This window comes from Salinivibrio sp. YCSC6, assembly GCF_004916735.1.
Classification (GTDB): Bacteria; Pseudomonadota; Gammaproteobacteria; order Enterobacterales; family Vibrionaceae; genus Salinivibrio; species Salinivibrio proteolyticus.
The window spans coordinates 799316-816379 of record NZ_CP039516.1 but is presented as its reverse complement, the minus strand read 5'-3'; the positions used below and the strand labels follow the sequence as shown (position 1 = coordinate 816379).

The window sequence follows — 17064 nt, the reverse complement described above, 5'->3', positions numbered from 1 at the left end:
CATGTAACGGTTACATGTATACTGTGCTCACGCTCATTTAATGCAGATTTGTCATGATGGAACGTAAACATATTTATATCGCCTACACGGGCGGCACCATCGGCATGCAGAAATCCGATCATGGCTATGTGCCTGTTTCTGGGTTTCTACAGCAACAGCTCGAAAACATGCCAGAATTCCATCGTCCAGAAATGCCTCGTTTTACCATTCATGAGTACGAACCACTCATTGATTCATCGGATATGACGCCAGAGGATTGGCAACGCATTGCTGACGATATTGGAGCGAATTACGACGACTACGATGGTTTTGTGATCTTACATGGTACCGACACCATGGCGTATACTGCCTCGGCGTTGTCGTTCATGTTAGAGAACTTGGAAAAACCTGTGATTGTCACCGGATCTCAGATCCCCATTGCCGAGCTTCGCTCTGACGGACAGGCGAACTTATTGAACGCCCTGCATATTGCAGCGAACTATCCGGTAAATGAAGTGACTTTATTCTTCAATAATCAATTACTGCGCGGTAATCGTAGTACCAAATCGCATGCAGATGGATTTAATGCGTTCACTTCACCGAATTTACCCGCACTGCTGGAAGCGGGCATTCATATCGAAGTGAAAGCCACCGATCTTAATCAGCCGGCACAAGGTCCGTTTAAAGTACATACCATCAACGACCAACCAGTGGCTGTGATTATGATGTATCCGGGAATCTCACCCGATGTGGTACGCAATGCATTAAAGCAACCTGTTAATGCCATGATTTTACTTACGTTTGGGGTGGGTAATGCACCGCAGAACCCTGAGCTACTGTCGCTACTCAAACAAGCAACAGAACGCGGGGTGTTGGTACTGAACTTAACCCAATGTTTGGCTGGACGTGTCAATATGGGGGGATATGCCACTGGCTGTGCCCTTGCTGATGCCGGCGTACTCAGCGGCTATGATATGACGCCTGAAGCAGCCCTCGCCAAACTCCATTTCTTGCTCAGTCAAGACTTGCCTTTTGAGACCCTTCGCACCATGGTACAAAAGGATCTACGCGGTGAGCTAAGCTATTACTAGCTCGTCTCAAGTTTGGTCAAAAAATCATGAGTTTGTGAAGCCGACAATGATGTCGGCTTTTTTATCTGCTAATTTATTCATACATTTCGCCGATCAGGGTGTTCCACAATGATGGTGTTGCACGGTGATTCTTTATCACCACAAACGCGAAAAATTGCGCTGGCTTTACGATTTAAACAACTGAATTACGAACTGGTCCCAGCTTCTCCGTTTGAAGCGCATGAAGTCGTGCTGCGCCACCCGCCCATGCAAACAATCGTTGCACTGCTCGATGGCGGGCACACGATTTATCACGATACAATCGTGGCCGAGTACCTTGATGATGCGTACCCTGATCCTTTGCTGTATCCCGGCAATGCTCGCCACCGTGCCGATATACGCTGGATTGAGTGGTATTGTCGTCACCATCTCAGCCCTTTAATCGTGGATACCTTGTTTTATCAGCGTGTAGTACGGGGTCATATGCTCGAAAAAGACATAGACCACCAAGCCGTCAATGATGCGTTAAAAACGCTACCAGAAGCTTGCCAATACCTTTCACAACTCCTTACCCATATTCCTGCGGATAAGGTCAATATGGCCACCATCAGTGTATGGAGTCTATTTCGTTGTGCTCAAATGGCAGGACTGGTGCTCGACAGCAGCTACACCCAGCTAAATCAATATCTCGAAGCACTCAGCCAGCACCCGCTGTTTGGCGATTATGCACAGGAAGAGAACCACCAACTGACACCTTTTTTCGCCAGTCCAATCAGTCTCTCTGCGCCAAATGATTAGTTGGCACCAATGCTCACCCTTGGTGGAAACTGTGAGTCGCTTTACGGTTTTCACCGACTAGCATTCCTTACAGCCTGTATTCTGGTATATACAAATTTAGGATATTGTATAGCTGGAGACTGACATGGAGCACGTCAGACAAGTTACTTCCCATTCGCAGGTGTTATGGCGCCTGTTCGGACTGAGTGCCATTGGCATTGTGTTTTTCTTCGTCCCTATTTCTATTGATGGCAACACCACCATTCCGCTCGATCACCTTGTTAGTTGGATAAAAAACACCTTTGGCAACCTGATCAACCTGTATGTGCTCATGATTATTTTAGCCGGTGCCATTATGCCACTATGGACGGGGCAGTGGCGGCAAAGCGGCGGTCAAAAGCTATTCACGTTATTGAAATGCATTGGTGCCGTTAGCGCATTCATGGCGCTCACCAAAATTGGCCCAGCCTTTCTCCATGAGCCTGATATCCTGCCCTTTCTGTTCAACAAACTAGTGGTCTCAGTCGGCGTGATTGTCCCCGTCGGTGCGATTTTTCTGTCCTTTTTGGTCAGTTACGGTCTACTTGAGCTTATCGGTATTTTGCTCCAGCCGATTATGCGGCCCATCTGGCGAACCCCAGGCCGCTCTGCCATTGATGCGGTCGCCTCGTTTGTTGGCAGTTATTCACTCGGCTTGCTCATTACGGATAAGGTCTACAAAAATGGGCAATATTCGGTCAAAGAGGCCACCATTATCGCAACCGGTTTCTCGACCGTCTCAGCCACATTTATGATTATTGTGGCCCGTACCCTCGATTTAATGTCTCACTGGAACCTGTATTTTTGGAGTGCGTTAATCATCACTTTTATTGTCACCGCCATTACAGTGCGGCTACCGCCTATTAAAGGCTTAAGTGACAATGTGCTAGCGCCGGAACCACAAGCTATCAAGGGACAGCGCTGGGGGCTGGCTTATCAAACTGGCTTATCTCAAGCCGCTCAAGCAGGCCGAGTCAGTCACAACCTGCTTGCCACCGTGAAAGATGGCTTGTTGATGACGATGACAATCTTGCCTGCGATCATGTCGGTAGGGTTGTTAGGGCTGTTAGCTGCCAAATACACCCCCGTCTTTGAGTGGTTAGGCTGGATTTTTTACCCCATAACCGCACTATGGGGGTTAGATAACGGCCACCAGCTTGCCCAAGCTGCATCTGCTGGCTTGGCAGAAATGTTTCTGCCTGCACTGTTACTGAGTGAGGCAGACTTTGTATTACGTTTTAGTGCGGCGATTACTTGCGTGTCGAGTGTACTGTTTTTCTCCGCATCGATTCCCTGCATTCTCGCTACCAGCATTCCGATCAGCGTGTTCCGATTGGTTGTGATTTGGGCATTGCGCACGGCATTAAGTTTGATGCTTTCCATCCCCCTCGCCTTGCTCATTGCCGGCTAAATGATACAAAAACGCGCCGCTTTAACAGGCGGCGCGTACCACGGTCGCAGCGACTCATCAGTGCTTCGTCTTTACATCAATACGCACTTCGTCCGGCTTCGCAAACTCACGTTTTAACTCTGCTTTCGATTTGAACGTTACCTGTCCACCTTTAGCAACCGTCATATGCTGAGGCTGTTCGTTATGTCGCGATTGGTAAAGCATCACCGCTTGAAGTGCTTGATCACGTTGGGTTTGGTTAAGCGCTGTTCCATCGGGCCACTTTCCCGTTTCGACGGCATAACACAAGCGATCGTAAACCTCTGGTGTCATCGCTTTTAACAGTTGTTCAATATCCATGGATGGCTCCGCTTTTTGACATGTCCCTATTATGCCTTAACCGACCTGCCTTTCGGCATCTCGAGTTCAGTGCGCAAAATCACGCTTTAGGACATAAACTACACTTAGATTTGAAGTATACTCACCGCAACTGATTGAGGATACGAACAACCATGCATCTGAGATTACCTAAATCACTCACTGCTGCTCCCTTTGCTGGCGTAATTCTTTTGCTACTGGCTGGCTGTGAGGGGGAACCGACCACCAACCAAGTGTGTGATACGCATCCTGAATTGTGCGAAGGGTTAAACATTGGTGATGGCCAATGCCGTTTTGAGCGTTCAGACTTGATTTTCAAACGGTTAGCTGTGGATGAAAAGCCCAGTGATCTCAATAAACTGGCCGAGCTCAAACAGACGCAAGTCTATTTACGCTGCATGGAGCTGGTTGCGGGAATCGAACCAACGACCCTAAAAGAGCGAAAAACGAAGCGCACCGAAGCGGTCTATCACGCCTATGATTCTATCGAACGCTTAGAACGCGAATTGAAAGACTCGTATCAACCACCGGTGATTTATTACCGCTGGTCACAAGGCGATAACAGCGCTTTACCTCAATTTCTAAAACTTGAGGGAACACAGCATCTTGAAACTCCCCAGCTTCAACTTGGACTCGCCACCTATTACGTCTCTCGTGACAGGCCCAAAACCGTTCGTATCTTGTTGCATGTGCTTGAGCTGTATGACGGCAACGATGAAGAGGTACGTGACGAAGTGATCCCTGAAGCGATTAAATCCTTAGCGACCACCAACCATGCGTTGGAGCGCTTCGATCATGCGTATCTATGGGCCAAAGTGGGTAAAGACTATAACTTACCCATTGCCGATAGCGATCAGTTAGCACGGCTGTATCCTCTGTCAGAGGAACGCCGCAACCAGTTGGAAAGCTTAGCAAAAGACATCTCTTCAGCGATCCGAGACGGTGATTTCGAAGCCACGCTAGTCAACGCGCTAGACCCCAAAGAACCGACCTAACCTCAAAGCGCCTGCGAATGCGGGCGCTTCCCTCTATCTGTCAGTAATTTACCAACCCATTGCTCGCCAATAAATAACGGAATTGATGTGCTTACCTTTCACGATTGCGCATCTGCTTCTACGCTTTTCAGTACACCAGCAGTCATCCAATACCTCACCCTTTCGTTTTGTACCTATTGGTCAAAGAAGGGGCAGGTAGAGTCGCAGGGGCGCAAAATGTTTAGGTGATGTAAAAAAAATCCGTACTTTTTTTTGACTTTAAACAATTTTGGGCGCGATTACCCTTGCATGGACGGGTCCTATTCTGTAATTTTACTACCAGTTTCATCTCACTAGAAATTAAGTTGTGGAGCAACATAATGACTATCAAAGTAGGTATTAACGGTTTTGGTCGTATCGGCCGCTTCGTATTCCGTGCTTCTGTAGAGCGCGACGACATTGAAGTAGTAGCAATCAACGACCTGATTGACGTTGAGTATATGGCTTACATGCTGAAGTACGACTCAACTCACGGCCGCTTCAACGGCACTGTTGAAGTGAAAGACGGCAACCTGATCGTTAACGGTAAGAAAGTACGTGTAACGGCAGAGCGCAACCCAGCAGATCTTAAGTGGGATGAGGCTGGTGTTGACGTTGTTGCTGAAGCAACTGGTATCTTCCTGACTGACGAAACAGCGCGTCAGCACATCCAAGCGGGTGCGAAGAAAGTTGTTCTGACTGGTCCATCTAAAGACGCAACACCTATGTTCGTTATGGGTGTAAACCACAGCGAGTATGCGGGTCAAGATATCGTGTCTAACGCATCTTGTACCACTAACTGCCTAGCGCCAATCGCGAAAGTACTGAACGACAAGTTCGGTATCGAGTCTGGCCTGATGACCACTGTTCATGCAACCACTGCAACTCAGAAAACTGTTGACGGTCCTTCTGCGAAAGACTGGCGCGGTGGCCGTGGTGCATCTCAGAATATCATCCCATCTTCAACTGGTGCAGCAAAAGCAGTAGGTAAAGTACTTCCTGAGCTGAACGGTAAACTGACTGGTATGGCGTTCCGCGTACCAACTGCCAACGTTTCTGTTGTTGACCTGACTGTCAACCTAGAGAAAGCAGCATCTTACGAGCAAATCTGTGCCGCGATGAAAGAAGCGTCTGAAGGTGAGCTGAAAGGTGTTCTTGGTTACACTGAAGATGCGGTTGTTTCTCAAGACTTCATCGGTGAAGTACAAACATCAGTATTCGATGCCAAAGCAGGTATCGCACTGACCGACAAATTCGTTAAAGTTGTATCTTGGTACGACAACGAAATCGGCTACTCAAACAAAGTACTTGACCTAGTTGCACACATCTCTAAGTAAGTTGCAATTAGCCTAGTATTGATTAAAGGCGGCCGTTGGCCGCCTTTTGTTTATGGGCTCTATGCCGTTTCTGCGCAATAAAGGACGCGATTATGACTTCTCATACTCTGCACTTCGAGCGCCGGCTGTCGGCGTCAGTTGATTTATGTTATCGCCAAGCCGTCCCCGTTCTTCGGATTCAACATCCAGCCTGTGATGCCACCATCAGTCAATTTGGGGCACACTTACTGTCATTTTCTCCACGCGATGCGGCGCCACTAATTTGGATCAGTGGCAATGCAGTCTACGATGCAAAAACGCCTCTACGAGGTGGCATTCCTGTTTGCTTTCCTTGGTTCGGCCAAACGGGTTCTCCCTCTCATGGCTTTGCACGCCGCGTGATGTGGGACATTCAACACATTGAAGAAGATGCACAAGGTGTGACGATTCAATTATCGCTGGTCTCCTCTGCAAAAACCCGTGCACTATGGCCACACGATTTTGAAGCCGTTATGACATTTAGGCTCACCCACACACTCGATGTCGCTTTAACAGTAAAAAACACCGACTCACTGCCATTTAAGATCGGAGGCGCCCTGCACAGTTACCTTTCCGTTGCGGATAGTGAACAAGCAACCGTAGCGGGTGTGGGAAGCCACTATCTCGACAATTTCAGCCACGGACAGAGAAAGCCCGCCTCTGGCACCGTGACTTTTGAAGAGCCCGTCGACCGCATTTATACCGACTCAGCCTCGTCATTAACCCTGACTGATACGGCAGGATATCGACGTATTGTCGTCAATAATCAAGGCGAGACGAGCGCAGTCGTCTGGAATCCAGGCCAAGCCGCTTCGGTACAAATGTCTGATATGGACGACGACGGCTATCTACATTTTGTCTGTATTGAAGCCGCCATTGAGCAGCCCAGTATTCAGCTAGCACCGGGAGAAAGCCACACGCTGAACACCTGTATTCATGACGAAAAACATGGTGAGTTGCTGCTCTAGATAATCTGCAAACACGAAAAAGGCAGCCTGCGCTGCCTTTTTGCATGTTGGTCGCGGCCAAGCGAATAGGCTAACCACTCGCTGGGGGCCTGAATCAATAAAAAATATAATTCATTCCAAGGTAGCCTGAAGTCGCCGTTGATTGGTCTACCATTGGGCTATCTGCAATGTTGTCATCTAAATTGGTGTAACGCACCCCACCAAGCAGCTGGATGCGCTCTGTCAGCATCACATAACCACTAGCACCGATAAAATAGTGTCCCGCAGAGCCGGGCTCGTAGGTGGATAATCCAGAGCGTGATGCCTCCGCGGCGCTGATCCCATAAAGGTGTTGATTAAGGTCACTACTGTTGTAGGAATACCCCACCTCGGGTGAAATCCCCCACCGCTGGCGGTTCATCCCATATTTCCAGCTGACTTCCCCGTACAAACCATCTCTATCATGGGTCATCCCCTCACCGACTAATGCTTGGAATCGGCCGATTGGTGAGTGGTATTGATACGCTAGAGCCAAAACAACCGACGTATCGCGCTTATCAAGTAAACTTAGCTGTGGGTCATCGGTATCTGCAGGATCAAAACGACGTGGATCATAGGTAGTCGACAGGACGAGGTTATGCGTGGCATCTTTGGGAGCCAAACGCGCGCCTGCGGTAAGTCCTCGGAAATAGAAATGGTCAGTATCGACATTAATGGTCGGTACGATCAGCGGGTCGGTATCGGTGTCCTTGTAAGGTTGGGGAGAAAAGGCGGCGAGGACACCGGCTGACACACGTGTTTCTGCCGAAACACTTCCCGCGGCGAGTAGTAGGCATGATGCCACCGCCGCTTTAACAAGCTTTTCAGTCATTCTTCTTCCTTAATTTGCTGGTCAACGCACAATTTAGAATTAGGCCAGTAGCTGTCCATACACCACACTTATCGTGGACACCATCACTGATATTACCCTCTCAACGTGACAGCCTACTACAACAACTTGAATCTAAGCTGTCTTGCAAGTGGCTATTTGATTTACCTATCAATGGTAGGGGAAAAAATATCGAAAAAACAATCAATTCTTTCACGCAAAAACGTGGATTGGGGTCTAACATTATTATGAGGAAAAGGGAAATTCAGCCAAAGGACCACCTTTTCTTTATGAGTTATCAGACGATTTAGGGGGCAGGACCATGACTATTTTCGATCATTATCGTCAGCGTTACGAAGATGCAAAAGACGAAGAATTGAGCCTTCAGGAGTTCTTGGATCTGTGCCGAGACGATCGCAGCGCTTATGCCAATGCCGCCGAGCGCCTGTTGATGGCCATCGGTGAACCAGAGAAGATTGACACCTCCCTCGACCCACGGCTCAGTCGTATTTTCTCCAACCGTGTTATTTCACGCTATAAGACCTTTGAAGACTTTTATGGCATGGAAGAGTCGATTGAGCAAATCGTCTCCTACCTCAAACACGCCGCGCAAGGGCTGGAAGAACGCAAACAGATCCTTTATTTACTCGGCCCTGTCGGCGGCGGTAAATCCTCGCTTGCAGAAAAACTGAAAAGCTTGATGCAGCAAGTACCGATTTATGTGCTAACCGCAAACGGCGAACGCAGTCCGGTCAATGATCATCCTTTCTGCCTTTTTGATGCTGAAGAGGATGGTCACCTGCTAGAAAAAGAGTACGGTGTCCCGCAGCGTTATATTCGTAGCATTATGTCGCCTTGGGCCGCTAAGCGACTTAAAGAGTTTGGTGGCGACATCAGTCAATTTAAAGTCGTGAAGGTTCGCCCCTCAGTACTCAACCAAGTCGCCGTGGCGAAAACCGAGCCCGGGGATGAAAACAACCAGGATATTTCCTCCTTGGTGGGCAAGGTCGATATCCGTCAGCTCGAACACTTTTCGCAAGACGATCCTGATGCGTATTCCTACTCTGGCGCACTGTGTAAGGCCAATCAGGGATTGATGGAATTTGTGGAAATGTTCAAAGCACCAATCAAGGTGCTACACCCCTTATTGACTGCGACGCAAGAGGGCAACTACAACGGGACCGAAGGTCTGTCTGCCCTGCCGTTTGATGGCATCATTCTCGCTCACTCCAACGAATCGGAATGGCAGTCATTCCGCAACAACAAAAACAATGAAGCATTCCTCGACCGTGTTTACATCGTCAAGGTGCCTTATTGCTTACGCGTCTCCGAAGAGATCCGTATTTACGACAAACTCTTGTCGCACAGTGAGCTAAAACAAGCGCCTTGTTCACCAAGTACGCTAGATATTCTCGCTCGCTTTACGGTGCTTTCTCGCTTGAAAGATCCTGAGAACTCGTCCATTTATTCGAAAATGCGCGTCTACGACGGTGAAACCCTCAAAGACACCGATCCCAAAGCGAAGTCGTACCAAGAGTACCGCGATTACGCAGGGGTCGATGAAGGCATGGATGGGCTCTCAACCCGCTTTGCGTTCAAGATCCTGTCTCGTGTATTTAACTTTGACCACGCAGAAGTCGCCGCAAACCCGGTCCACCTCTTTTACGTCCTTGAGCAACAAATTGAACGTGAGCAATTCCCACAAGAAATTGCAGAGCGTTACCTCGAGCACCTAAAAGGCTATCTAATCCCGAAATATATCGAGTTTATCGGCAAAGAAATTCAAACGGCGTATCTCGAGTCTTACTCGGAGTATGGTCAGAATATCTTTGACCGCTACGTAACTTATGCAGACTTTTGGATTCAAGACCAAGAGTTCCGCGACCCAGACACCGGCCAACTGTTCGATCGCTCGGCACTCAATAGCGAGCTGGAGAAAATTGAGAAGCCTGCCGGGATCAGCAACCCGAAAGACTTCCGTAACGAGATCGTCAATTTCGTCCTACGTGCACGTGCCAATAATGAGGGAAAAAACCCTGCTTGGACCAGCTACGAGAAGCTGAAAACGGTCATCGAGAAGAAAATGTTCTCCAATACCGAAGACTTGCTACCGGTGATTTCATTCAACACCAAAACGTCTAGCGACGAGCAGAAAAAACACGACGACTTTGTCGCTCGTATGATGGAAAAAGGATATACCCGCAAGCAGGTTCGCTTGCTATCTGAATGGTATTTGCGCGTACGTAAATCGTCGTAGCACATCCCTTTCAGGGCGGACACACGTGACGGGAGAGAGTTATGGCGCATTTTATTGATCGTCGGCTCAATGGCAAAAATAAAAGCACCGTCAATCGACAGCGCTTTTTACGCCGCCACAAAAGGCAGATAAAAGAGTCAATCGCCGACGCCGTCAACAACCGGTCAATCACTGATGTCGAAAGTGGCGAGGATATTTCGATTCCATCACGCGACATCCGTGAACCGACCTTTCACCAAGGCAAAGGAGGACAGCGTGATGCTGTCCATCCTGGCAACGACCAATTTAGCCCCGGCGATCGTATTGCACGCCCCCCCGGTGGCGAAGGCGGTGGTGGCGCAGGTGACGGACAAGCGAGTCCAGACGGTGAAGGCCAAGACGATTTTGTCTTCCAAATTTCGAAAGATGAGTATCTCGATTTGTTGTTTGAAGATCTCGAGCTACCCAATCTGAAGAAAAATCAAATGCAAAAAATGGTGGAGTATAAGACCCACCGTGCGGGGTATACCTCCAATGGTGTGCCCTCGAATATCGCCATTGTGCGCTCATTGCAAAACTCGTTGGCACGTCGCACCGCGATGTCTGCGAGCAAGCGCCGAGAGCTGGCAGAGCTAGAGGAAGCGCTGGAAAGCTTGCGTCACTCTGAGCCAGCACAGCCTTTGGAAATGAAGCGACTTGAAGAGGAAATTGCAGCACTGAAAAGCAAGATCGCCGCGGTACCTTTTATTGATACCTTCGATCTTCGCTATAAAAACTACGAAAAACGGCCACAGCCCAGTAGCCAAGCGGTGATGTTTTGCCTGATGGACGTGTCAGGGTCAATGGATCAGGCGACTAAAGATATCGCAAAACGCTTTTATATCTTGTTGTATCTGTTCCTAACCCGTACCTACAAAAATGTAGAGGTGGTCTTTATTCGCCATCATACCCAAGCAAAAGAAGTCGATGAGCACGAATTCTTTTACTCGCAAGAAACCGGCGGCACCATTGTCTCCAGTGCATTGCGCTTGATGGATGAGATCATCAAAGACAGGTACAACCCCACAGAGTGGAACGTGTATGCCGCCCAAGCGTCTGACGGCGACAACTGGGCAGACGATTCACCGGGTTGTCGTGAGCTACTGCAGAAAAGCTTACTGCCGGTCAGCCGCTATTACGCCTATATCGAGATTACGCGCCGCGCGCATCAAACGTTATGGCGTGAATATGAGGCACTCGCGGAAAGCCATGACAACTTTGCGATGCAGAATATTCGCTCGGCGGAAGATATCTTCCCCGTGTTCCGCGAATTGTTTAAGCGTCAGGTCGAAGCCTGACGCCATCTCTGCATCGGTATGTTTTTTCAGGGAGATTAGGTATGGCTGTCACTAAAGGCAAACGTAAGACGCCGCTCCATGATGGGCCGGATTGGACCTTTGACTTGCTTGAGCAGTATCACAAGGAAATTAAACGCGTTGCCGAGCACTACAGGCTCGATACCTACGCCAACCAGATTGAAATTATCGCTGCCGAGCAAATGATGGACGCTTACTCAAGCGTCGGCATGCCGATTAATTATAATCACTGGTCATTTGGCAAAAAATTTATCGAGACCGAACGTCACTATAAGCACGGCTATATGGGGCTTGCCTATGAGATAGTGATCAATTCAGACCCTTGTATTGCCTATTTAATGGAAGAAAACACCATCACCATGCAAGCCTTGGTGATGGCACATGCCTGTTATGGCCACAACTCTTTTTTTAAGGGCAACTATCTATTCCAAACTTGGACCGATGCCGGCTCGATCATCGACTACCTGCTGTTTGCGAAAAACTACATCAGTGAATGCGAAGAGAAGTATGGCCTCGCCGAAGTCGAAAACTTGCTCGACTCTTGCCATGCGCTGATGAATTACGGGGTAGACAGATACAAACGTCCGCAGAAAATTTCTCTCGCTGAAGAAAAAGCGCGACAAAAAGCCCGCGAAGACTACCTACAAACTCAAGTGAATGAACTGTGGCGTACCATTCCGGGCGGCAAGAAAGAACAGGAGCAAGAGACACGGCGCTTCCCCGCCGAGCCGCAGGAAAACCTGTTGTATTTCTTTGAGAAACACTCGCCATTGCTAGAGCCGTGGCAGCGTGAAATCGTGCGAATCGTGCGCAAGATTAGCCAGTATTTTTATCCACAAAAGCAAACTCAGGTGATGAATGAGGGCTGGGCAACCTTCTGGCACTACACCATTTTGAATCATCTCTACGATGAGGGTTTGGTGACGGATAGCTTTATCATGGAGTTTTTACACAGCCATACCAACGTGGTCGCACAGCCGCCTTACAACAGCCAGTATTATTCAGGGATCAATCCCTATGCCCTCGGGTTTGCCATGTTCCAAGACATTCGCCGAATGTGTGAAAACCCAACCGAAGAAGATAAGTACTGGTTCCCAGAGATTGCAGGCAAAGATTGGCTCGATACGGTGCATTTTGCGATGGCGAACTTTAAAGACGAGAGCTTTATCAGCCAGTTTTTATCGCCCAAGGTCATGCGCGATATGAAGCTTTTCGCCGTCAATGATGACGATAAGCAAAGTTACATCGAAGTCACCAGTATTCACAATGAACAAGGTTACCGCCAGCTGAGAGAAAAACTCTCTGCTCAATATAACCTCAGTAATCGTGAACCCAACATCCAAGTCTATGATGTCGACTTACGCGGTAATCGGTCACTCACCCTGCGCTATGTGCCTCATAACCGCATCCCATTAGCCAATTCCTATGAGGAAGTGCTGAAACATGTCCATCGACTCTGGGGATTTGAAGTGATCCTCGAAGAGGAAACCAGTGAAGGGCGAGGGAAAATACTGAGTAGCTGTCCGAAACGGCCGCAGTTTGACCCAGACATGTTAGTCGGGAGCTAGTCTTGCCACCTGTCCCGTCCTAAGATAGATAGACAAAAAAGCCAGAGGCACAAGGCCTCTGGCTTTTTACTGTTTAAACCAATGAGGCGCAAAACAGCATTACACCTCGGTTGAAGCTATGCGTCGGTTAGGCCTCTTCTTCGGCCATATTGGCCGCAATGGTTTCACGATTGCCAAACCACAATGCACCACTTTCACGACCGTACTGCTTCACTCGATCGCTGATGGCATTATGTTGATTGTTTTCAATCAAACCGCGCAAGTCGCTGTAAAAGCGTAATGCAATCTCACACGCACGGCGATCCATAAAGTAGTAGCCACCCACTCGCGAATAAATCTGACGCATACCATTAATGGTCAATACATACACTTTATTGCCAGAATAATGTGCCATGCCTTGGAACAGCATGTAGTCGAAGTGGTTAAAGGCACGTCCCATTGAGATCCGCTCACACAGTGCGGGATCTTGTTTGCCGTACTTATCTTGAATCTTCTTGACGTCTTTAAGCACCTCGGCTTGCTCATCAATCAAGGCAATAAACTGCTCAAAGCTCTCACTTTCAAGCACTTGCTCACAGCGTTTAATCACATGATCGATAAGATTTATACACTCTTGCGGGCGATTTTTTGCCGCATAGCGCATATAAACACCGCTAATATCGGTGCGTGCAGCCAGCAGGTCTTCCAGCACACCGTGGACGTCTTGGCCTTCCAACGTCACCAACGTATCGAGAATGCTCAGCCCAGAAGTGCGCATATAATCGTTTACACGGGTTGGTTTGCCATGTTGGATGGTTAACCAACCATCGCGCGCCAAGCGCTGCAAGACTTCACGTAATGTGGTTCGGGTCACACCGATAAGCTCTGATAATTCACGCTCAGCGGGTAGAATCGACCCTTTCGGGAAGTGATTATTCCAAATACTTTCAATTATATATTTTTCAGCAAACGTTGCTGGGCTATCCGCCTTTATAACCATTGAATCTTAATTCCAATTTGCTTCTTGCTCTGATTAATAACTCATCATACCACTAGTCTTTTCAGGCAGAAACCGCTACGTGTTTTCAGGGCCAATGAAGTGACATCCTGCAGATTTTTGTACCAGATCAATGAAAATCTGGGCATAATTCGCAAAATTATGTCATACAAGATGTAACAAAGTATGTCTAAGGCAAAATAGCGCACATCCGTCATGCAGTTGCGACCAACCGCCTACGCTGCTCGCCATTGCCGAACACCGAATTTGTACAGTGACCCGCTCCTCGTACTGGATCCATCGCTCTCTCAAACGGGCTGCTATGGTTTCTGTGTACGTGTGTTTTCTCGCCATGCGCCGCCTGTACGATGCATACATAACCATGAGACTTTCACTATGGCTAAGACCATGACACTCAGAACCGCGTTTTTGAAGAACTTTCTCGGTAAAGCGCCAGATTGGTACAAACTGGCCATTGTCGCCTTTTTAATTATCAACCCGATTGTATTCTCGATTGACCCCTTCATTGCCGGCTGGCTACTGGTGGTCGAATTCATTTTCACCTTAGCCATGGCGCTAAAATGCTACCCTCTGCAACCGGGCGGTCTGCTTGCGATTGAGGCCGTCGCTATCGGTATGACGAGTCCCGCGCAAGTAAAGCATGAATTGGTCGCCAACGTTGAAGTCTTGCTGCTACTGGTCTTTATGGTGGCAGGGATTTACTTTATGAAGCAGCTGTTGCTGTATATTTTCACCAAAATCTTATTGGGGATCCGTTCCAAAATTGCACTCTCTCTCGCGTTTTGTGGTGCCGCCGCCGCGTTATCCGCCTTTTTGGATGCCCTCACCGTGATTGCCGTGGTGATTAGTGTCGCCGTGGGCTTTTACTCGATTTATCACCGCGTTGCCTCAGGGAAAGAGTTTGGCGCCGCGCATGACCACACCTCAGATGAAAGCCTGAGTGATGATCTCAGTCGCAACGATCTGGAAAACTATCGCGCCTTCTTGCGCAGCCTACTGATGCATGCGGGCGTGGGTACCGCGCTCGGTGGCGTGATGACCATGGTAGGTGAACCTCAGAACCTGATCATTGCCGATCAAGCTGGCTGGCATTTTGGTGAGTTTATTCTGCGGATGGCACCAGTGACTCTGCCGGTCTTTGTCGCAGGCCTCCTCACCTGTGTGTTGGTGGAAAAGTTACGTCTATTCGGATACGGCGCACAGCTTCCAGATAACGTCCTTAAAATTCTGGTGGAATACGATAAAGCACAACGCGCCAAACGCACGCCACAAGATGTGGCTAAACTGGTGGTTCAAGCGTTGATCGCCGTTTGGTTGATTGCCGCCCTTGCCCTTCATTTAGCCGCAGTCGGCTTGATTGGTCTCAGTATTATCATCTTGGCAACCGCGTTTACCGGGGTAATCGATGAACACCACATCGGCAAAGCATTTGAAGAGGCACTGCCCTTTACCGCGCTGTTGGCGGTGTTCTTCTCGGTAGTCGCCGTGATTATCGACCAACACTTATTTGCGCCTGTGATCGATCTCGTCCTGTCGTTGGAGGGCCATATGCAGCTCACCATGTTCTATATCGCGAACGGGTTGCTGTCTATGGTGTCTGATAATGTCTTCGTCGGCACTGTATACATTAATGAAGTGAAATCCGCGCTTATTAACGGCGTTATCGACCGTGAACAATTCGACATGCTGGCCGTCGCCATTAATACTGGGACAAACCTGCCTTCGGTCGCCACCCCGAATGGTCAAGCCGCCTTCTTGTTTTTGCTCACCTCCACATTGGCACCGTTACTTCGCCTCTCCTACGGGCGCATGGTCTATATGGCATTGCCTTACACCATCGTAATGGGCCTACTCGGCGTGGTGGGGATCGAGTTTTTCTTGGTACCGGCCACTGAATGGATGCTACATCAAGGATGGATTTCTGAAACCATTCATATGACCCAACAAGCCTTACCGAGTGCGCACTAACGCACTTCTACCATTGACCTTAGGCTCAACAAACGATTGAATAGCAAGGCCCTGTTTAGGGCCTTTTTTGTATCAGGAGTAATTTGAGTTATGTGGCGCGCCTTAAACCAGTTTTCTCGCAGTCGTTTTTCTTGGCTGCTGTTACTCGTGAGTGTTGTCGGTCTTGAGGCTACAGCGCTGTATTTCCAATATCACCAGTCACTCGCGCCTTGTGTGATGTGTATTTATGAACGGGTTGCACTGTTTGGCGTGGGAGCAGCCGCACTGGTTGGCGTGATTGCGCCGCAAAATGCTGCATTACGCACCTTGGGGTTACTCGGCTATGGGGTGACCGCTGCCTGGGGGCTAAAACTGGCACTTGAGCATGTCAGTTACCAATTTCCGGATCCGAATCAACTGTTCGGCCCGACGTGTGATGTTACGGTGAACTTCCCGACTTGGGCCCCACTCAATCAATGGATTCCGCAGGTATTTGAAGCTTATGGTGATTGCAGCAAGGTGGTATGGCAATGGCTTGGCTTTTCGATGCCACAATGGTTGGTCGGCATTTTCTCGGCCATGCTGGTGGTGTGGGGGTTGGTCGTCATCGCCCAATTTATTGGCCGACCACCGCGCCGTATCTTTTCTTAGTAACCTTGACGCGCCGCCTCCAAATCGAGGGCGGCGCATCTGCAGCCACTTAGGCTTCGCAGACGATTTGCGTATCGGCTTGTAGCTTAGCTAGCAAAGGTTTATCCGCTGCACTAAATACCGCGGGATCGAGTCGGTTTGGTTCGCTCCAGTGAATGGCCTGATGACTCAGGGCTTCAGGCTCTCCCTTGGCGAGGGTGCACCAATAGCTACACAACAAAATGCGCTTATCACCGTAGTCATATTCTGTTTCGACAATCGGCGCGCCGACGGCTACCGTCACTCCCAGCTCTTCTTTTAGCTCACGCGCGAGAGCTTGTTGATCGCTTTCATCCGCTTCTACTTTACCCCCCGGAAATTCCCACCAGCTAATGTAGGCCTTGTCTGGGTGGCGCTGAGCAACAAGCACTTGGTTTGCTTGCCCAATCACACCGGCGACCACACGAATCGCCGCTTGCGTGTTTACTTGCGTCATCGTTCTCTCCTGCACTCGC

General features: G+C 49.0%; 15 protein-coding genes. 11 read left to right on the top strand and 4 right to left on the bottom strand.

Features of this window, described 5'->3' with window-relative positions:
• Positions 1-56: 56 nt before the first annotated feature.
• From ansA to E8E00_RS03605, 3 genes are all read left to right on the top strand, one after another.
• Entirely contained in the window at positions 57-1070 is a 1014-nt protein-coding gene (ansA, locus tag E8E00_RS03615; protein ID WP_069590079.1) for an asparaginase, read from the top strand.
• A 108-nt stretch (positions 1071-1178) separates the two neighbouring features.
• Positions 1179-1847 carry a glutathione S-transferase family protein gene (locus tag E8E00_RS03610; RefSeq protein WP_077455723.1) on the top strand — a complete coding sequence of 223 codons (669 nt, stop codon included), beginning with the start codon at positions 1179-1181 and terminating at the stop codon, positions 1845-1847.
• Positions 1848-1971: 124 nt separating this feature from the next.
• Positions 1972-3276 carry a YjiH family protein gene (locus tag E8E00_RS03605; RefSeq protein WP_096629447.1) on the top strand — a complete coding sequence of 435 codons (1305 nt, stop codon included), beginning with the start codon at positions 1972-1974 and terminating at the stop codon, positions 3274-3276.
• Positions 3277-3333: 57 nt separating this feature from the next.
• On the opposite strand, the gene E8E00_RS03600 is transcribed toward E8E00_RS03605, so the two are convergent.
• Entirely contained in the window at positions 3334-3615 is a 282-nt protein-coding gene (locus E8E00_RS03600) for a YeaC family protein (protein WP_069590022.1), read from the bottom strand.
• Between the two features lie 152 nt (positions 3616-3767).
• On the opposite strand from E8E00_RS03600, the gene E8E00_RS03595 reads away from it, so the two are divergent.
• From E8E00_RS03595 to E8E00_RS03585, 3 genes are all read left to right on the top strand, one after another.
• A complete protein-coding gene (locus tag E8E00_RS03595; RefSeq protein ID WP_096629449.1) occupies positions 3768-4628 on the top strand; it encodes a DUF2989 domain-containing protein in 861 nt (286 codons plus the stop codon).
• 359 nt (positions 4629-4987) lie between these two features.
• On the top strand, positions 4988-5983 hold the full coding sequence (gene gapA / locus E8E00_RS03590) for a glyceraldehyde-3-phosphate dehydrogenase (RefSeq protein ID WP_069590018.1): 996 nt from the start codon (positions 4988-4990) through the stop codon (positions 5981-5983).
• 92 nt (positions 5984-6075) lie between these two features.
• Complete coding sequence (locus tag E8E00_RS03585) at positions 6076-6969, top strand: D-hexose-6-phosphate mutarotase (RefSeq protein WP_096629453.1); 894 nt, start codon at positions 6076-6078, stop codon at positions 6967-6969.
• A gap of 94 nt (positions 6970-7063) precedes the next feature.
• Here the strand turns inward: E8E00_RS03585 and E8E00_RS03580 are convergent, their stop codons facing one another.
• Complete coding sequence (locus tag E8E00_RS03580) at positions 7064-7819, bottom strand: MipA/OmpV family protein (RefSeq protein ID WP_096629456.1); 756 nt, start codon at positions 7817-7819, stop codon at positions 7064-7066.
• 319 nt (positions 7820-8138) lie between these two features.
• On the opposite strand from E8E00_RS03580, the gene E8E00_RS03575 reads away from it, so the two are divergent.
• From E8E00_RS03575 to E8E00_RS03565, 3 genes are read left to right on the top strand one after another with little or no spacing between them, the layout of a single operon-like run.
• On the top strand, positions 8139-10073 hold the full coding sequence (locus tag E8E00_RS03575) for a PrkA family serine protein kinase (RefSeq protein ID WP_069590012.1): 1935 nt from the start codon (positions 8139-8141) through the stop codon (positions 10071-10073).
• 41 nt (positions 10074-10114) lie between these two features.
• On the top strand, positions 10115-11389 hold the full coding sequence (locus E8E00_RS03570; protein WP_069590011.1) for a YeaH/YhbH family protein: 1275 nt from the start codon (positions 10115-10117) through the stop codon (positions 11387-11389).
• A 41-nt stretch (positions 11390-11430) separates the two neighbouring features.
• Positions 11431-12975, top strand: coding sequence for a SpoVR family protein (locus E8E00_RS03565; RefSeq protein WP_077640608.1), 1545 nt, complete (start codon positions 11431-11433; stop codon positions 12973-12975).
• 127 nt (positions 12976-13102) lie between these two features.
• On the opposite strand, the gene fadR is transcribed toward E8E00_RS03565, so the two are convergent.
• Complete coding sequence (gene fadR, locus E8E00_RS03560) at positions 13103-13954, bottom strand: fatty acid metabolism transcriptional regulator FadR (RefSeq protein ID WP_069590007.1); 852 nt, start codon at positions 13952-13954, stop codon at positions 13103-13105.
• 405 nt (positions 13955-14359) lie between these two features.
• Between fadR and nhaB the strand changes: the two genes are divergently transcribed.
• Positions 14360-15940 (top strand): Na(+)/H(+) antiporter NhaB, encoded by a 1581-nt coding sequence (nhaB, locus tag E8E00_RS03555; protein WP_069590075.1) that lies wholly within the window; start codon positions 14360-14362, stop codon positions 15938-15940.
• A 90-nt stretch (positions 15941-16030) separates the two neighbouring features.
• Positions 16031-16570 (top strand): disulfide bond formation protein DsbB, encoded by a 540-nt coding sequence (dsbB, locus tag E8E00_RS03550; protein WP_096629459.1) that lies wholly within the window; start codon positions 16031-16033, stop codon positions 16568-16570.
• A gap of 49 nt (positions 16571-16619) precedes the next feature.
• Here the strand turns inward: dsbB and E8E00_RS03545 are convergent, their stop codons facing one another.
• Entirely contained in the window at positions 16620-17045 is a 426-nt protein-coding gene (locus tag E8E00_RS03545; RefSeq protein ID WP_096629462.1) for a (deoxy)nucleoside triphosphate pyrophosphohydrolase, read from the bottom strand.
• Between the last annotated feature and the right edge of the window lie 19 nt (positions 17046-17064).

Coding starts and splice junctions, on each gene's coding strand:
- ansA (WP_069590079.1), top strand. CDS start 57: ATGGAACGTAAACATATTTATATCGCCTACACGGGCGGCACCATCGGC.
- E8E00_RS03610 (WP_077455723.1), top strand. CDS start 1,179: ATGATGGTGTTGCACGGTGATTCTTTATCACCACAAACGCGAAAAATT.
- E8E00_RS03605 (WP_096629447.1), top strand. CDS start 1,972: ATGGAGCACGTCAGACAAGTTACTTCCCATTCGCAGGTGTTATGGCGC.
- E8E00_RS03600 (WP_069590022.1), bottom strand. CDS start 3,615: ATGGATATTGAACAACTGTTAAAAGCGATGACACCAGAGGTTTACGAT.
- E8E00_RS03595 (WP_096629449.1), top strand. CDS start 3,768: ATGCATCTGAGATTACCTAAATCACTCACTGCTGCTCCCTTTGCTGGC.
- gapA (WP_069590018.1), top strand. CDS start 4,988: ATGACTATCAAAGTAGGTATTAACGGTTTTGGTCGTATCGGCCGCTTC.
- E8E00_RS03585 (WP_096629453.1), top strand. CDS start 6,076: ATGACTTCTCATACTCTGCACTTCGAGCGCCGGCTGTCGGCGTCAGTT.
- E8E00_RS03580 (WP_096629456.1), bottom strand. CDS start 7,819: ATGACTGAAAAGCTTGTTAAAGCGGCGGTGGCATCATGCCTACTACTC.
- E8E00_RS03575 (WP_069590012.1), top strand. CDS start 8,139: ATGACTATTTTCGATCATTATCGTCAGCGTTACGAAGATGCAAAAGAC.
- E8E00_RS03570 (WP_069590011.1), top strand. CDS start 10,115: ATGGCGCATTTTATTGATCGTCGGCTCAATGGCAAAAATAAAAGCACC.
- E8E00_RS03565 (WP_077640608.1), top strand. CDS start 11,431: ATGGCTGTCACTAAAGGCAAACGTAAGACGCCGCTCCATGATGGGCCG.
- fadR (WP_069590007.1), bottom strand. CDS start 13,954: ATGGTTATAAAGGCGGATAGCCCAGCAACGTTTGCTGAAAAATATATA.
- nhaB (WP_069590075.1), top strand. CDS start 14,360: ATGACACTCAGAACCGCGTTTTTGAAGAACTTTCTCGGTAAAGCGCCA.
- dsbB (WP_096629459.1), top strand. CDS start 16,031: ATGTGGCGCGCCTTAAACCAGTTTTCTCGCAGTCGTTTTTCTTGGCTG.
- E8E00_RS03545 (WP_096629462.1), bottom strand. CDS start 17,045: ATGACGCAAGTAAACACGCAAGCGGCGATTCGTGTGGTCGCCGGTGTG.